At 72.8% G+C, this 13,972-nt stretch carries 14 protein-coding genes and 1 riboswitch; of the genes, 7 read left to right on the top strand and 7 right to left on the bottom strand.

The annotated features are described in order from the left end of the window. Positions 1 to 85 precede the first annotated feature (85 nt). A complete protein-coding gene (locus tag AC07FJ_RS30855) occupies positions 86 to 1,039 on the top strand; it encodes a CBM35 domain-containing protein (RefSeq protein ID WP_479052487.1) in 954 nt (317 codons plus the stop codon). A 15-nt stretch (positions 1,040 to 1,054) separates the two neighbouring features. Here the strand turns inward: AC07FJ_RS30855 and AC07FJ_RS30860 are convergent, their stop codons facing one another. The 5 genes from AC07FJ_RS30860 to AC07FJ_RS30880 form a co-directional block, all read right to left on the bottom strand. Further along, the gene (locus AC07FJ_RS30860) at positions 1,055 to 1,915 is read right to left on the bottom strand and encodes a class II fructose-bisphosphate aldolase (RefSeq protein WP_479052488.1); all 861 of its coding nucleotides are present in this window, start codon (positions 1,913 to 1,915) and stop codon (positions 1,055 to 1,057) included. A gap of 25 nt (positions 1,916 to 1,940) precedes the next feature. Continuing rightward, positions 1,941 to 2,870, bottom strand: a complete 930-nt coding sequence (locus tag AC07FJ_RS30865; protein ID WP_479052489.1) for a 1-phosphofructokinase family hexose kinase — start codon at positions 2,868 to 2,870, stop codon at positions 1,941 to 1,943. A gap of 115 nt (positions 2,871 to 2,985) precedes the next feature. Further along, positions 2,986 to 4,137: an N-acetylglucosamine-6-phosphate deacetylase gene (gene nagA, locus AC07FJ_RS30870; RefSeq protein ID WP_479052490.1), complete on the bottom strand. Its 1,152-nt coding sequence runs from the start codon at positions 4,135 to 4,137 to the stop codon at positions 2,986 to 2,988. Beyond that, on the bottom strand, positions 4,137 to 5,048 hold the full coding sequence (locus AC07FJ_RS30875; RefSeq protein WP_479052519.1) for an ROK family protein: 912 nt from the start codon (positions 5,046 to 5,048) through the stop codon (positions 4,137 to 4,139). Before AC07FJ_RS30875 ends, nagA begins: the two co-directional genes overlap by 1 nt. 138 nt (positions 5,049 to 5,186) lie before the next feature. Next, the gene (locus AC07FJ_RS30880) at positions 5,187 to 6,089 is read right to left on the bottom strand and encodes an SIS domain-containing protein (RefSeq protein ID WP_468294117.1); all 903 of its coding nucleotides are present in this window, start codon (positions 6,087 to 6,089) and stop codon (positions 5,187 to 5,189) included. A 178-nt stretch (positions 6,090 to 6,267) separates the two neighbouring features. Here AC07FJ_RS30880 and AC07FJ_RS30885 point away from each other — a divergent pair, with 178 nt between their 5' ends. Genes AC07FJ_RS30885 through otsB form a run of 3 tightly spaced genes read left to right on the top strand, consistent with a single transcriptional unit; the run spans position 6,268 to position 8,620 of the window. After that, positions 6,268 to 7,485, top strand: coding sequence for an extracellular solute-binding protein (locus tag AC07FJ_RS30885; protein ID WP_479052520.1), 1,218 nt, complete (start codon positions 6,268 to 6,270; stop codon positions 7,483 to 7,485). 22 nt (positions 7,486 to 7,507) lie between these two features. Beyond that, on the top strand, positions 7,508 to 7,738 hold the full coding sequence (locus AC07FJ_RS30890; RefSeq protein ID WP_361417252.1) for a DUF3263 domain-containing protein: 231 nt from the start codon (positions 7,508 to 7,510) through the stop codon (positions 7,736 to 7,738). Between the two features lie 36 nt (positions 7,739 to 7,774). Continuing rightward, positions 7,775 to 8,620, top strand: coding sequence for a trehalose-phosphatase (gene otsB, locus AC07FJ_RS30895; protein ID WP_479052491.1), 846 nt, complete (start codon positions 7,775 to 7,777; stop codon positions 8,618 to 8,620). Positions 8,621 to 8,918: 298 nt separating this feature from the next. Here the strand turns inward: otsB and AC07FJ_RS30900 are convergent, their stop codons facing one another. After that, positions 8,919 to 10,370, bottom strand: coding sequence for an alpha,alpha-trehalose-phosphate synthase (UDP-forming) (locus AC07FJ_RS30900; RefSeq protein ID WP_479052492.1), 1,452 nt, complete (start codon positions 10,368 to 10,370; stop codon positions 8,919 to 8,921). Positions 10,371 to 10,415: 45 nt separating this feature from the next. Then, the gene (locus AC07FJ_RS30905) at positions 10,416 to 11,372 is read right to left on the bottom strand and encodes a glucosyl-3-phosphoglycerate synthase (protein ID WP_479052493.1); all 957 of its coding nucleotides are present in this window, start codon (positions 11,370 to 11,372) and stop codon (positions 10,416 to 10,418) included. A 116-nt stretch (positions 11,373 to 11,488) separates the two neighbouring features. Then, positions 11,489 to 11,636, top strand: a riboswitch (SAM riboswitch). On the opposite strand from AC07FJ_RS30905, the gene thrC reads away from it, so the two are divergent. From thrC to AC07FJ_RS30920, 3 genes are all read left to right on the top strand, one after another. Next, positions 11,630 to 12,946 carry a threonine synthase gene (gene thrC, locus AC07FJ_RS30910; protein ID WP_479052494.1) on the top strand — a complete coding sequence of 439 codons (1,317 nt, stop codon included), beginning with the start codon at positions 11,630 to 11,632 and terminating at the stop codon, positions 12,944 to 12,946. (Overlaps the previous riboswitch by 7 nt.) Before the next feature lie 34 nt (positions 12,947 to 12,980). Further along, positions 12,981 to 13,259, top strand: coding sequence for a ubiquitin-like small modifier protein 1 (locus AC07FJ_RS30915; RefSeq protein ID WP_355355584.1), 279 nt, complete (start codon positions 12,981 to 12,983; stop codon positions 13,257 to 13,259). A gap of 412 nt (positions 13,260 to 13,671) precedes the next feature. Next, positions 13,672 to 13,875, top strand: a complete 204-nt coding sequence (locus AC07FJ_RS30920) for a cold-shock protein (RefSeq protein ID WP_031073244.1) — start codon at positions 13,672 to 13,674, stop codon at positions 13,873 to 13,875. The last annotated feature ends 97 nt before the right edge of the window (positions 13,876 to 13,972 follow it).

The raw sequence follows: 13,972 nt of genomic DNA on the forward strand, positions 1-13,972 counted from the left end.
ATCCACGGGGGACCCCCTAGGCCATTCGGGGTAGGCTCGCCCGGGTCGGTGACCGCTGGCGAGCAGGGATGAGGAGTGACCAGGGATGGCTGCCGGTAACAACGGCAACGGCGCGGGCACGCCCGAGGACGACGATCCGTTCGGCTACCTGTACGCGGACGGGCAGGCGGCGGGGGCGCAGGCCCCGCGCCAGGGCGGCTACGGCTATCCCGGTCCCGCGGCGGGCACGCAGCCCGGTGTGCCGAGAACGTCGTACAACCAGGTCCGCGCGGTCGGCGAGCGCCAGTACGGCGGCTACGCCCACGGCCACGCCCAGGTCCCGCCGCAGCAGCGTCCCGCGCCGCAGTACGCCGCGCCCGAGACGTACGGCCCGCCGCCCCAGGCGATGCCCCCGCAGGCCCCGCAGCGCGGCGGCCGGGGCGGTGGCCCCAACACCAAGGGCCTGCTGATCGGCGCCATCGCGGTCGTCCTGGTCGTGGTGATCGGCATCACGGTCGCGGTCCTGACCAACACCGGCGACAAGGACAAGGGCGACCAGGCCGGCCCGTCGGCCCCCGCCTCCCAGGCCCAGGAGTCCCCGAGCGGCGAGCCCTCCAAGGGCGGCGAGGACGACAAGCCGCAGGAGCTGCCCAAGCAGGACGCGGCGACGCTGCAGCTGGGCGCGCCCGCCGTGCTGGCCAAGGACGTGAAGGGTGCCGAAGGCACCGAGGGCGCGTACGTGACGGGCTTCAACGCCGTCGGCGCCTCCGTCACCTGGAAGGCGAAGGTCGACAAGGCGGGCGAGTACAAGCTGTACGTGCGCTACGCCATCCCCGCGCAGGACGCCAACGCCACGCTGACCGTCAACGGCAAGGCGAACTCGAACCCCCTGGGTCTGAAGAACTTCATCAGCTCCACGGACCCGAACTGGGAGAAGAACTGGCAGACCACCTGGGCGCCGGTCACCCTCAAGGAGGGCGAGAACGAGCTCAAGATCTCGTGCGAGCAGGGCAACCAGTGCAACGCCATCCTCGACTGGCTCGAGGTCAGGACGCCCTGATCGGCCGGTCCTCGGTCAGCCGAGGACCGTCAGGAAGTGCGCCACCGTCCCCGTCATCGCCTCGCGAGCGGGGACGAGGTATTTCCGGGGGTCGACGGTCGAGGCGCCCGCGTCGGCGTCGGCGTCCAGGAAGGCGCGCACCGCGCCCGTGAAGGCCGTGTTCAGGGCCGTACCGATGTTGATCTTCGTCATGCCGGCGGCGACCGCCGCGCGGAGCTCGGGGTCCGGGACGCCCGAGGAGCCGTGGAGCACCAGGGGGACCGGGACGGCGTCGCGCAGGGCGGCGATGAGGGCGTGGTCGAGGGTCGCCGTGCGCGTGGTCATGGCGTGGGTGGAGCCGACCGCGACGGCCAGGGCGTCGACGCCGGTGTCGGCGACGTAGGCGGCGGCCTCGGCCGGGTCCGTACGCACCCCGGGGGTGTGGGCGTCCAGCGGCGGTTCGCCGTCCTTGCCGCCGATCCTCCCCAGCTCGGCCTCGACCCACATGCCGCGCTCGTGGCCCCAGCGCACCGCCTCGGCGGTGGCCTTGACGTTGTCGCCGTACGGCAGCTTCGAGGCGTCGAACATCACCGAGCCGAAGCCCTCGGCGTACGCCGCGTGCAGCAGGTCGCGGGAGACGACGTGGTCGAGGTGGAGGCCCAGCGGGGCGGTGGAGGCGCGGGCGACGGCGGACGCGGCGGCGGCGATGGCGGAGAGGTCGCCGCCGTGGAACCGCACGGCGTTCTCGGAGATCTGGAGGACGGCGGGCGCCTCCGTCCGCTCGGCCCCGGCCGCGATGGCCTCCGCGTGCTCCAGCGTGATCACGTTGAACGCGGCGACCGCGCGCCGCGCCGCCCTGGCCTGGGCGATGAGCTCGCCGGTGGGAACGAGGGGCATCTCGGGGACCTCCGTAGGGCTCCGTTTACGCGGCTGCGACCAGCTCCGTCACCGTGATCCGGTCCAGGAGCTCCTGGTACGTCCGGGGGTCGTACTCGCCGGCGGCCGGGGCCCGCACGGTCGCCGTCGCCAGCGCCACCGCGCGGCGCAGGCGTTCCGGCCAGGCCTCGCCCTCGACCAGCGCGGACAGCAGCCCGGCGACCGCCGAGTCGCCCGCGCCCGTCGGGTTGCCCTTCACCGGCGCGGGCGGCGCCGCCCGCCAGGTGCCGTCGGGGGTCACCGCGAGCAGCCCGTCCGGGCCGAGCGAGGCGGCCACGGCGTGGGCGCCCCGGCGGCGGGCGTCGCGGGTGGCGGGCAGCGGCTCGCGGGCGCCGGTGAGGTGCGCGAGCTCGTCGGCGTTGGGCTTGGCGATGTCGGGGCGGGCGGCGATGCCCCGGCGCAGCGGCTCGCCGCTGGTGTCGAGCAGCACGGGTACGCCGGCGGCGCGGGCGCGGCGGATCAGCTCCGCGTACGCGCCGACGCGCACCCCGGGCGGCAGGCTGCCGCACAGGGCGACGGCGCTCGCCCCGTCGACGAGGGCGTCGTACGAGGAGAGGAACGCCGACCACTCGGCGGGGGAGACGACCGGGCCGGGTTCGTTGAGCTGCGTGGTGTCGCCGGTGGAGGCGTCGACGACGGCGACCGTGCGGCGCGTGGCGCCCGCGATCGGTACGAGTGCGTCGCGCACGCCGGGCAGCGGGGCGAGCAGGCCGCGGACGACCTCACCGGTGGCGCCGCCCGCGAAGCCGGTGACCACCGTCTCGTGGCCGAGCGAGGCGAGGACGCGGGCGACGTTGAGGCCCTTGCCGCCGGGGCGTTCGATGACGTCGGTGACGCGGTGGGACGACCGCGGCACCAGGGCGCCGACGGTGTAGGTGAGGTCGAGGGCGGTGTTGAGGGTGACCGTGAGGATCATGTGGTGGCGCACCCCCAGCCCAGTCGTCTTCCGCGTCTTCCGGGCCCTGATCATGCCAAACGCGGGGCGGTTGGCCTAGAGGGTGCCGGCCGCCCCGCGTCGACACGGGCCGGAATCAGCCCAGCTGCGGCTCGATCACCCATGCGCCCTTGCGCATTACGCCCGTGAGCGTGAAGTCGGCGTCCAGGACGACCAGGTCCGCGTCCTTGCCCGGCTCCAGGGAGCCGACCCTGTCGTACAGGCCGAGCAGCTTCGCCGGGTTGGCGGAGAGTGCCTGGACGATCGACTCGACGGGCAGTCCGTCGACCGTCGCGGCCCGTCGGAAGGCGGTGTCGAGGGTGAGCGTGGAGCCCGCGATCGAGCCGCCCTCCACCAGCCGGGCCACGCCGTCGCGCACCTCGACCTCCAGCGGGCCGAGGTGGTAGACGCCGTCGCCGAAGCCCGCCGCGTCCATCGCGTCGGTGATGAACGCGACCCGTGCCGCGCCCGCGTGACGGAACGCCAGCTCCAGCGCCGCCGGGTGCAGGTGCGTGCCGTCGTTGATGAGCTCGACGGTGACCCGCTCGTCCTCCAGCAGCGCGGCGATGGGGCCGGGGGCGCGGTGGCCGAGCGGCGGCATGGCGTTGAACAGGTGCGTGGCGACGGTGGCGCCCGCCTCGATGGCCTCGACGGTCTGCTCGTACGTGGCGTCCGTGTGCCCGATGGCGGCGATGACGCCGTGCTCGGCGAGCAGGCGTACGGAGTCGATGCCGCCGGGCAGTTCGGTGGCGAGGGTGACCATCTTGGCGTGGCCGCGCCCGGCGTCGACGAGCTTGCGCACCTCGGCCGGGTCCGGGTGGCGCAGCAGCCCCTCGCTGTGGGCGCCCTTGCGGCAGGGGGAGATGAAGGGGCCCTCGAAGTGGATGCCGGCGATGTCGCCCTGCTCGGCGAGCTCGGACAGCTCGCCCGCGCGGTGCGCGAGGAAGTCCATGTCGCCGGTGACGGTGGAGGCGACGAGGGTGGTGGTGCCGTGCAGCCGGTGCGTGTGGACGCCCTGGAGGACCTCCTCGACCGTGCCGGAGGTGAAGGACGCGCCGCCGCCGCCGTGGTTGTGCAGGTCGACGAAGCCGGGGACGACCCAGTGCCCGGTGAGGTCCACCGCCGGGACGCCGTCGGGTACGGGGGCGGGCTCGGCGATCCGGCCGTTCTCGACGATCACCCGCCCGCTGTCGACGGTCCCGGTCGGCAGCACCACGCGGGCGCCGGCGAGAACAGTGCGATCGGCCATCAGGCGGGTACCTCCGAGTCAGGGGCGGGGTCCGTGGAGAGCAGATCCCAGGCGAGGAGGCCCGCGCCCAGGCATCCGGCGGTGTCCCCGAGGGCCGCCGGCACGATGGCGGGCGGCTTCTGGAACGTGACCCGCTCCTCGACGGCCGCCCTCAGGGGTGTGAACAACGTTTCCCCGGCCTCGGCGAGACCGCCACCGATGATGAGCGTGCGGGGGTCCAGCAGGGTGAGCGCCGTGACCAGCCCGTCGGCGAGCGCGTCGATCGCCTCGCGCCAGACGCGTACGGCCCGCTCGTCGCCCGACTCGACGGCCTTGGCGCAGTCCGCCGCGTCCGCGGCCGGGTCGCCGCAGGCCGCCGCCCAGGCCCGGCTGACGGCGGCGGCCGAGGCGAGGGTCTCCAGGCAGCCGCGCTGGCCGCAGCCGCAGGCGGGGCCGCCGGGGCGGACGACGATGTGGCCGAGCTCGCCGGCGTGGCCGTGGGCGCCGGCCTCGATGGTGCCGCCGATGCCGATGGCGCCCGCGATGCCGGTGCCCAGCGGGACGAAGAGGAACCGGTCGGTGCCCTGGCCCGCCCCGACGCGGCCCTCGGCGAGCCCGCCGGTGCGTACGTCGTGGTCGAGGGCGACGGGCAGCCCGCCGAGCCGGTCGGACAGCAGGGTGCGGAGCGGGACGTCGCGCCAGCCCAGGTTGGCGGCGTAGACGGCGACGCCGCGGTCGCGGTCGACGATGCCGGGCACGGCGACACCGGCGGCCACGGCGCCGGTGCCGTACCGCTCGCGGCCGTGGGCGTGCAGGTCCGCGGCGAAGCCGAGGATGGACTCCACGACCGCGTCGGGGCCGCGCTCCCGGCCGGTCGCGCGGCGCTCCTCGTACAGCAGCGCCCCGTCGGCTCCGACCAGGGCGGCCTTCATGCCGGTGCCGCCCACATCGAGGGCGATGACGTGTCGTCTCACGGAGACAGTGTGGCTCGTGAACCCGTGAAAGGTCTAGTCCACTTCGTGGATTGTTGTCACCGCATACAAAACGCTTTCCGTACGACCCGCCTACGGCTACGGGGTCAGGATCACGCTCCGCGTGAGGTTGCGCGGCCGGTCCGGGTCGTACCCCTTCGCCTCCGCCAGCGCCACCGCCAGCCGCTGCGCCCGGATCAGGTCCGCCATCGGATCCGCCGTCGCGTGCGCGTGCAGCGTGCCCCCCACCCGCGCCACCTCGGCCGCCAGGCCCTCCGGCAGGGCGCCGAAGACCCACGCGACCCGCCCAGGGCCGGTGATCGCGATGGGGCCGTGGCGGTACTCCATCGCCGGGTACGCCTCCGTCCACGCGCCCGCCGCCTCACGCATCTTCAGCCCGGCCTCCAGCGCCAGCCCGTACGCCCAGCCCCGCCCCAGGAACGTCCACTGCTCCGCCGCGAGCACCGCCTCCGGCAGCGGCTCCGTCACCGCCAGCTCCGCGTCCACCGCCGCCTCGCCGACCGGCTTCACACCCGGTACGTCACCGAGCCCCGCCCGCAGGAACGCCAGCGCCGTCGTCGCGAACCGCGTCTGGACCACCGACTCCTCGTCCGCCCAGTCCAGCACCGCGACCGCGTCCGCCGCCTCCATCACCGGCGTCTTCGGGTCGGCGGTCAGCGCCAGCGTGGCCACCCCGCGCCCGCGCAGCTCGTCCAGCAGCCGCAGCACCTCGGTCGTCGTCCCGGAGCGGGTGATCGCCACGACCCGGTCGTACGCGCGCGAGGAGGGGAACTCCGAGGCCGCGAAGGCGTCCGTCTCGCCGTGCCCCGCCGCCTCCCGCAGCGCCGCGTACGCGATGGCCATGAACCACGACGTGCCGCACCCGGTCACGGCGACCCGCTCGCCGGGGCGCGGGAGCCCCTCCGCGAACGACGCGGCGGCCTCGGCGGCGCGGCGCCAGCAGGCCGGCTGGGTGGCAATCTCTGCTGCGGTACGGGACATGCGAGGGACTCCTACGGCGTCGTACGCGTACAGGTCCCTGCCGGTCTAGCAGACCGGAGTTGTGGAAGCGATACCCAGTGGTGTAGACCTCATCCCCTCGGTAGGTGAATGAAGGTGGGACAAGGCTGTGCAGCGACGCCGCTCTTTGGGACTGACCGCGGCGGTGGCCGCACTCGGCATGACGGCGAGCCTGTCGGCCTGCGGGTCCGGTGAATCCGAGGACGTCACCCTCAGGCTGGTCGCCGCCGACTACGGAAGCAACGCCTCCAACACGTCGCAGGCGTACTGGGACAACGTTGCCAAGGAGTTCGAGAAGACCCACCCGCACATCAAGATCGATGTGAAGGTGCTGTCCTGGAAGGACGTCGACCGCGAGGTCGCCGAGATGGTGAACCGCGGCGAGGCGCCCGACCTCGCGCAGATCGGCGCGTACGCCGACTACGCCAAGCAGGGCAAGCTCTACAAGGCGGAGGAACTGCTCTCCGTCCCCACCCAGGCCAAATTCCTGCCGCTGCTCGCCCGGGCCGGCGAGGTCGACCGGGTGCAGTACGGCATGCCGTTCGCCGCCAGCACGCGGCTGCTCTTCTTCAACGAGGGCCTCTTCGACAAGGCGGGCGTCAAGCCGCCGAAGACCTGGGCCGACCTCGCGGCGGCGGCCGCCAAGCTGAAGGACGAGGGCGTGAAGTACCCCTTCGCGCTGCCGCTGGGCTCCGAGGAGGCCCAGGCCGAGACCATGCAGTGGATGCTCAGCGGGGGTGGCGGCTACCGCGACGACAGCGGCGGTTCGTACGAGATCGACTCCGTCGACAACGTCAAGACCTTCACGTGGCTCAAGAACGAGCTCGTCGGCCCCGGCCTGACCGGCCCCGTCGCGCCCGGCAAGCTCGACCGGCAGCAGGCGTTCGACGCCTTCACGCGCGGCGAGGTCGGCATGCTCAACGGGCACCCGACACTGATGCAGACGGCCGAGAAGGCGGGCGTGAAGGTCGGCACGGTGCCGCTGCCGGGCGCCGACGGCAGGGCCAAGGCGTCGATGGGCGTCGCCGACTGGATGATGGCCTTCAAGCAGAACGGCCACCGGCGGGAGGCCGGCGCGTTCCTGGACTTCGTCTACCAGGACAAGAACGTGCTGGAGTTCTCCGACCGGTACGACATCCTCCCGGTCACCGTCACCGCGAACAGTGCGATGGCCGCCGACCCCGAGCACGCGGACCTGAAGCCGTTCCTGGACGCGCTGCCGACGTCGGAGCTGTACCCGGTGGGCGAGACGTCGTGGGCGAAGGTCAGCGAGAGCGTCAAGCGCACCATCGGCCAGGCGGTGGCGCCGGACGGGGACCCGGAGGCGGTGCTGCAGGGGATAGCGAAGGTGGCGACGGACGCGGAAGCGGCCGAGTAGCCCGAGTCGCTATGTTCTTCATATGACCGCCGACCTCAGTGCTCGTGATCAGGCCGTCCTGGCCATGGAGCGCCGCTCGTGGCCGGGCCCCGGCGTCAAGGAGCGGGCGATCAGGGAGCAGCTGGGCCTGTCGCCGACGCGCTACTACCAGCTGCTCAACGCGCTCCTCGACGACCCGAGGGCGCTGCGGCACGACCCCGTGACGGTCAACCGGCTGCGGCGGGTGCGGGCGGCGCGGGAGGCCCGGCGGTAGGTGTGTGCACCGGCGCCCGTGGATAGGTTTCCGCTCATGGGCACCGAACAGAACGCATTGCCGCGCCCCACCACCAGCGCCGGCCGCGAGGGCCTCGACTCCTTCCTGGCCCATCCCGAGCGGGCGGTCGTCGGCCTCGACTTCGACGGCACCCTCGCCGAGATCGTCGACGACCCCGAGCAGGCGCGCGCCCACCCCGGCGCGGTCGCCGCCCTCGCGGCGCTGGCGCCGCACGTCGCGTCCATCGCCGTGATCACCGGCCGCCCGGCGGGCGTGGCGGTACGGTACGGCGGCTTCGCCGGCGTACCGGGCCTGGAACACCTCGTCGTCCTCGGCCACTACGGCGCCGAGCGCTGGGACGCCGTGACGGGCACGGTCCGCGCGGCGCCGGAGCACCCGGGCGTCGCGGCGGTCCGCGCGGAGCTGCCGGGCGTCCTGGACCGCGCGGGCGCGTGGCGCGGCACCTGGACGGAGGAGAAGGGCCGCGCGGTCGCGGTCCACACCCGCCGCGCGGAGGACCCGCAGGCCGCCTTCGACGCCCTCCGCGAGCCCCTGGCCGACCTCGCCACCCGCCACGGCCTGGTCCTGGAGCCCGGCCGCCTGGTCCTGGAGCTGCGGCCCCCGGGCATGGACAAGGGCGTCGCCCTCACGGACCACGTCCGCGCCACCGGCGCCACGACGGTCCTGTACGCCGGCGACGACCTCGGTGACCTCCCCGCCTTCGCGGCCGTCGAGAAACTCCGCTCCGACGGCACCCCGGGCCTCCTCATCTGCAGCGCCAGCGCCGAGGTCCCCGACCTCGCCACCCGCGCGGACCTGGCGGTCCCGGGCCCGCCGGCGGTGGTGGACCTCCTGCAGTCGCTGGCCCGCCGGGTGGGTTAGCCCCCCACCCCGCCCCTTCCCGTAACTGGGGGCTGCGCCCCCAGCCCCCCGGAGACGGGGTTAGCGGGGCTGCGCCCCGCACCCCCTGCGCGGCAGCTTCGCGCCGCCCCGAGCCCGGCGGCGGAGAGGCGAGGTCCCGAGGGCTGCTCCCCGCGCCCGCTGCGGCGGGCGCTGCGCGCCGCGAAGCGGGCGCGCTCAGGGGGTGTGGGGGGCGTCAGCCCCCCAGCTACGACGCCCCTCACCGGGGTCCGGGGCGGAGCCCCGGTTTCGGTGAGGGGAGGGGTGGGGGAACAGCCCCCTAGCCCAGCTCGCGCAGCGCCTGCAGCTGGTCCAGGAACCACTGGTGGGGCGGGAGTGCCGTCGCCGCGGAGGCGAGGCGCTTGGTGCGTTCGTCGCGTTCCGCCGTCGGCATCGTCAGGGCCTCGTGGAGCGCCTCGGCGGTGCCGGTCACGTCGTAGGGGTTCACGGTGATCGCCGCGTCGCGCAGCTCCTCGTACGCGCCCGCCTCCCGCGACAGCACCAGCGCGCAGCCATGGTCGGAGACGACGGGGACCTCCTTGGCGACGAGGTTCATGCCGTCGCGGATGGGGTTGACGAGGGCCACGTCCGCGAGGCGGTAGGCGGCCAGCGAGCGGGCGAAGTCGTCCTCGACGTGGAGGATGACGGGGGTCCAGCCGTCGCGGCCGAACTCCGCGTTGATCTCGTCCGCCAGCTGCGACACCCGCGCCGTGTACTCGCGGTACACGGGCAGGTCCTGCCGGGAGGGGTAGGCGAAGGCGAGGTGGACCACCTGCTCGCGCCACTCCGGGCGCTGTTCCAGGAGGGCGCGGTACGCCAGCAGGCCGCGCACGATGTTCTTGGAGAGCTCCGTGCGGTCCACGCGGACGATCACGCGCCGGTCCGCCCCGCCGATCTGCTCCCGCAGCGCCGCCATCCGGTCGTCCACGTCCGCCCGCCGCGACCGCTCGCGCAGGAAGTCCGCGTCCGCGCCCAGGCCGTGCACGCCCAGGTACGTCCGCCGCCGCTGATGGCCCGGGATGCGGTACTCGAAGCTCGGCTCCTGGTCCCGGGGCCAGTACGCCATCCCGTCGTAGTGCCCGAGCACCGCCTGGCAGCAGTCCTGGAAGGCGCGCCGCCACCGCGAGGTGAGGAAGCCGAGGCGGTCCGCGCCCAGCATGCCGAGCAGCAGCTCCTCGGCGATGTCGTCCGGCAGCATCCGGAAGTACTCCGGCGGCGCCCACGGCGTGTGGGAGAAGTGCCCGATCCGCAGGTCGGGGCGGAGCTCGCGCAGCATGCCGGGGGCGAGCGCCAGGTGGTAGTCCTGGATGATCACCGTCGCGCCCCGGTCCGCCTCCGCCGCCAGCGCCGCCGCGAAGGCCCGGTTGTAGAGCCGGTACGCGTCCCACTGGCGCCGGAACTCCGCGTCGTACACGGGCTCCAGCGGCGTCTGGTACAGCATGTGGTGCACGAACCACAGCACCGAGTTCGCGATGCCGTTGTACGCCGCCGAGTGCGTCGCCGCGTCGATGTCGAGCATCCGCACACCGGGCTCGGAGATCCCGCGCCGCACCGCCTCCCGGTCGCCGTCGCTCAGCGCCGCGCACACCCACAGCGCCCCCGCGTCCGGCCCGATCGCGGACAGGCCCGAGACCAGCCCGCCCCCGCCTCGCCGGGCGTCGAGCGTGCCGTCCTCACGCGGCACGTAGCTGACCGGACCTCTGTTCGAAGCAACGAGAATCTGGGGCGCCATGGAGACGAACCTAGCCCGTAGCCGAAACGCTCAAACGTACGCCCGTCACGCCACGCGCCGCCGTCGTGTGTACTCCGCCACACTCGCCATCGGCGGCCGCTCCTCCGTGTCCACCGCGTGCGTCCGCGGCACGAACCCCGTCTCCCCCCGGTCGAACTGCGTCAGCCGCGGCCGCACCAGGTGCCCCCGCGACAGCCGCAGCTGCGCCGTCCGGTAGATCGCCGCCGCCATCCGCCCCAGCGCCCGGTCGTCCTGGTGCCGGTGCTTGCGCACGCCCACGTCCACCTGGGCCAGCGCGTCGAGCCCCACCGTGTGCAACGCGTCCACCAGCAGGCCCAGCTCCACCCCGTACCCCACCGGGAACGGCAGCCGCTCCAGCAGCGAGCGCCGCGCCGCGTACTCGCCGCCCAGCGGCTGGACGAACCCGGCCAGCTGCGGCCAGTGCAGGTTCAGCAGCGGCCGCGCCACCAGCTCCGTCACCCGTCCGCCTTGGCCGACGGCACCGCCCAGCGGCCGGTCGTACATCGCCTTCACGAACTGCACCGACGGGTCGGTCAGCAGCGGCCCCACGATCCCGGTCACGAAGTCCGCCGAGAAGTCGACCAGGTCCGCGTCGACGAAGCACACGATGTCGCCGCTCGTCACGAACAGCGACCGCCACAGCACCTCGCCCTTGCCGGGCAGCGCCGGTATCCGGGGGAGTATCGCGTCCCGGTGCTCCACCCGAGCCCCGGCCGCGCGCGCCACCTCCGCCGTACGGTCGGTCGAGCCCGAGTCGATCACCACCAGCTCGTCCACCAGCGGCACGGCGCCGGACATCAGCTCGCGGCGGATCACGGTGACGATCTCGCCGACCGTCGCCTCCTCGTTGAGCGCCGGCAGGACGACACTGACGGTCGTACCGCGGGTCGCCCCGCGTTTCGCGGCGAGCAGCTGGTCGAGCGGTCGCTCCGCAACGGACCAGGACCGCCGGTCCAGCCAGCGCTCCACCTCTTCCAGCACGTGATCTCCATCTCGCGTATCGGACGACCATCTCGAGCGTCCAGGGGTTCGGTTACAGTCTTGAACAACGCGGATGGCCGACACATGTCGGGTCCCCCGCGCACACAATCGAATACCGCTCATCCAGAGGGGCAGAGGGATACGGCCCGTTGAAGCCCCGGCAACCCTCCAGTCGGCACTCGCACATCTGCGCAACGCGAGGCCCCGGCTAGGGAAGGTGCCAAATCCGTCTCATGGCGAAGTGCGCCATGAGGAAGATGAGGAGAAAGGGCCTCGCCTCCATGGCTGTACAGACCGTCGCCACCCCGGACACCACCCAGAACGTCGACCTCGGGCCCGCCTCCGCGCTTTCCTGTCGCGAATGTGGTGAGCGCTTCCCCCTCGGCCCCCTCTTCGCCTGCGAGCAGTGTTTCGGGCCGCTCGAGATCGCGTACGACCTGCCGAGCGGCGACCCCGAGGCCCTGCGCAAGCGGATCGAGGCCGGGCCCGCGAACATCTGGCGGTACGCGCCCCTGCTGCCCGTCCCCGCCGACGTCGCGGACAAGCCGAACCTGAACCCGGGCTGGACCAAGCTCGTCCAGGCCGACAACCTGGGCCGCGAGCTCGGCGTCGAGCCGGGCAAGCTCTTCGTCAAGGACGACTCCGGCAACCCGACGCACTCCTTCAAGGACCGCGTCGTCGCCCAGGCCCTGGAGGCCGCCCGCGCCTTCGGCTTCACCACCCTGTCCTGCTCCTCCACCGGCAACCTGGCGGGCGCGGTCGGCGCCGCCGCCGCCCGGGCCGGCTTCCGCTCCTGCGTGTTCATCCCGCACGACCTGGAGCAGGGCAAGGTCGTCATGGCCGCGGTGTACGGCGGTGACCTGGTCGGCATCGAGGGCAACTACGACGACGTCAACCGCTTCTGCTCCGAGCTCATCGGCGACCCGCTCGGCGAGGGCTGGGGCTTCGTGAACGTCAACCTCCGCCCGTACTACGCGGAGGGCTCGAAGACGCTCGCGTACGAGATCTGCGAGCAGCTCGGCTGGCGGCTGCCCGACCAGATCGTCATCCCGATCGCGTCCGGCTCGCAGCTGACGAAGATCGACAAGGGACTGCAGGAGCTCATCAAGCTGGGCCTGGTCGAGGACAAGCCGTACAAGATCTTCGGCGCCCAGGCGGAGGGCTGCTCCCCGGTGTCGGCGGCCTTCAAGGCCGGCCACGACGTCGTACGCCCCCAGAAGCCGAACACCATCGCCAAGTCGCTCGCCATCGGCAACCCCGCCGACGGCCCGTACGTCCTGGACATCGCCCGCCGCACCGGCGGCGCGGTCGAGGACGTCAACGACGAGCAGGTGGTCGACGCGATCAAGCTGCTGGCCCGTACGGAGGGCATCTTCGCCGAGACGGCGGGCGGTGTGACCGTGGGTGTGACGAAGAAGCTCATCGAGGCCGGTGTGCTGGACCCGTCCCTCACCACGGTCGTGCTCAACACGGGCGACGGCCTGAAGACCCTGGACGCCGTGGCTCCGACGACCGGCCCCACCGCCACGATCCGCCCGAGCCTGGACGCGTTCCGCGACGCCGGCCTGGCCTGACCCGACCTGAGCTCGTACTGAAAGGCATCACGACATGAGCGTCAACGTGCGCATCCCCACCATCCTCCGCACGTACACGGGCGGCCAGGCCGAGGTCCCGGCGGAGGGCGCGACCCTCGCCGAGGTCATCGAGTCGCTGGAGAAGAACCACCCGGGCATCGCCGCCCGCGTCCTGGACGACCAGGGCAAGCTGCGCCGCTTCGTCAACGTGTACGTGAACGACGACGACGTCCGCTTCGAGCAGGGTCTGGAGACCGCCACGCCGGACGGCGCGGGCGTGTCGATCATTCCCGCCGTGGCCGGCGGTTGCTAGCCCAGGGATAGCGCTTTCCGGAATTGCCCCCTCCGCACACGGTGCGCAGGGGGCATTTCCGCATGGTTGAGCGCGGTAGAGTTGGGGAAGCCCCCGCCGCCGGTCATGTCACGCGCATATGAATTCACGCCCCGGCGCGACAAGATGCAGTCAAAGTACCCGTGCCTGATGCGCCGAATGTGCGCTTTGCCGGGCCCGACTTGCCCAGGATTCTGGCGAATTCCGCCTACTTTTCCGTTCACGCATGCTCGGAATTCTCGTCCGATTGACCTGTTGCAGACGGCAGTTGGACAGATACATTCAGCGGCGGTCGACGCGTTCCGGCGCACGCCCGTTCCTGTCAGCGGGTGAGGTCTGACCCGGGTCCGCGAAGTGCGGTCCTGTGCAAGGGCCAGTAATAGGGGAGTTAGGCATGGCTCAGGGCACCGTCAAGTGGTTCAACGCGGAGAAGGGGTACGGCTTCATCGCGGTCGACGGTGGTGCGGATGTTTTCGTCCACTACAGCGCGATCCAGATGGACGGCTACCGCACCCTGGAGGAGGGTCAGCGAGTCGAGTTCGAGATCTCGCAGGGCCAGAAGGGTCCGCAGGCGGACATGGTCAAGCTCGCCGGCTAGCAGCAGACGCGTTTCGGCCAGCGACTTTCACAGTGGTGCCGAGGGGCCCGCATCCGCACAGGATGCGGGCCCCTCGCGCGTGCGCGCACGCGTACAC

This window comes from Streptomyces sp. NPDC045998 (genome assembly GCF_056430285.1).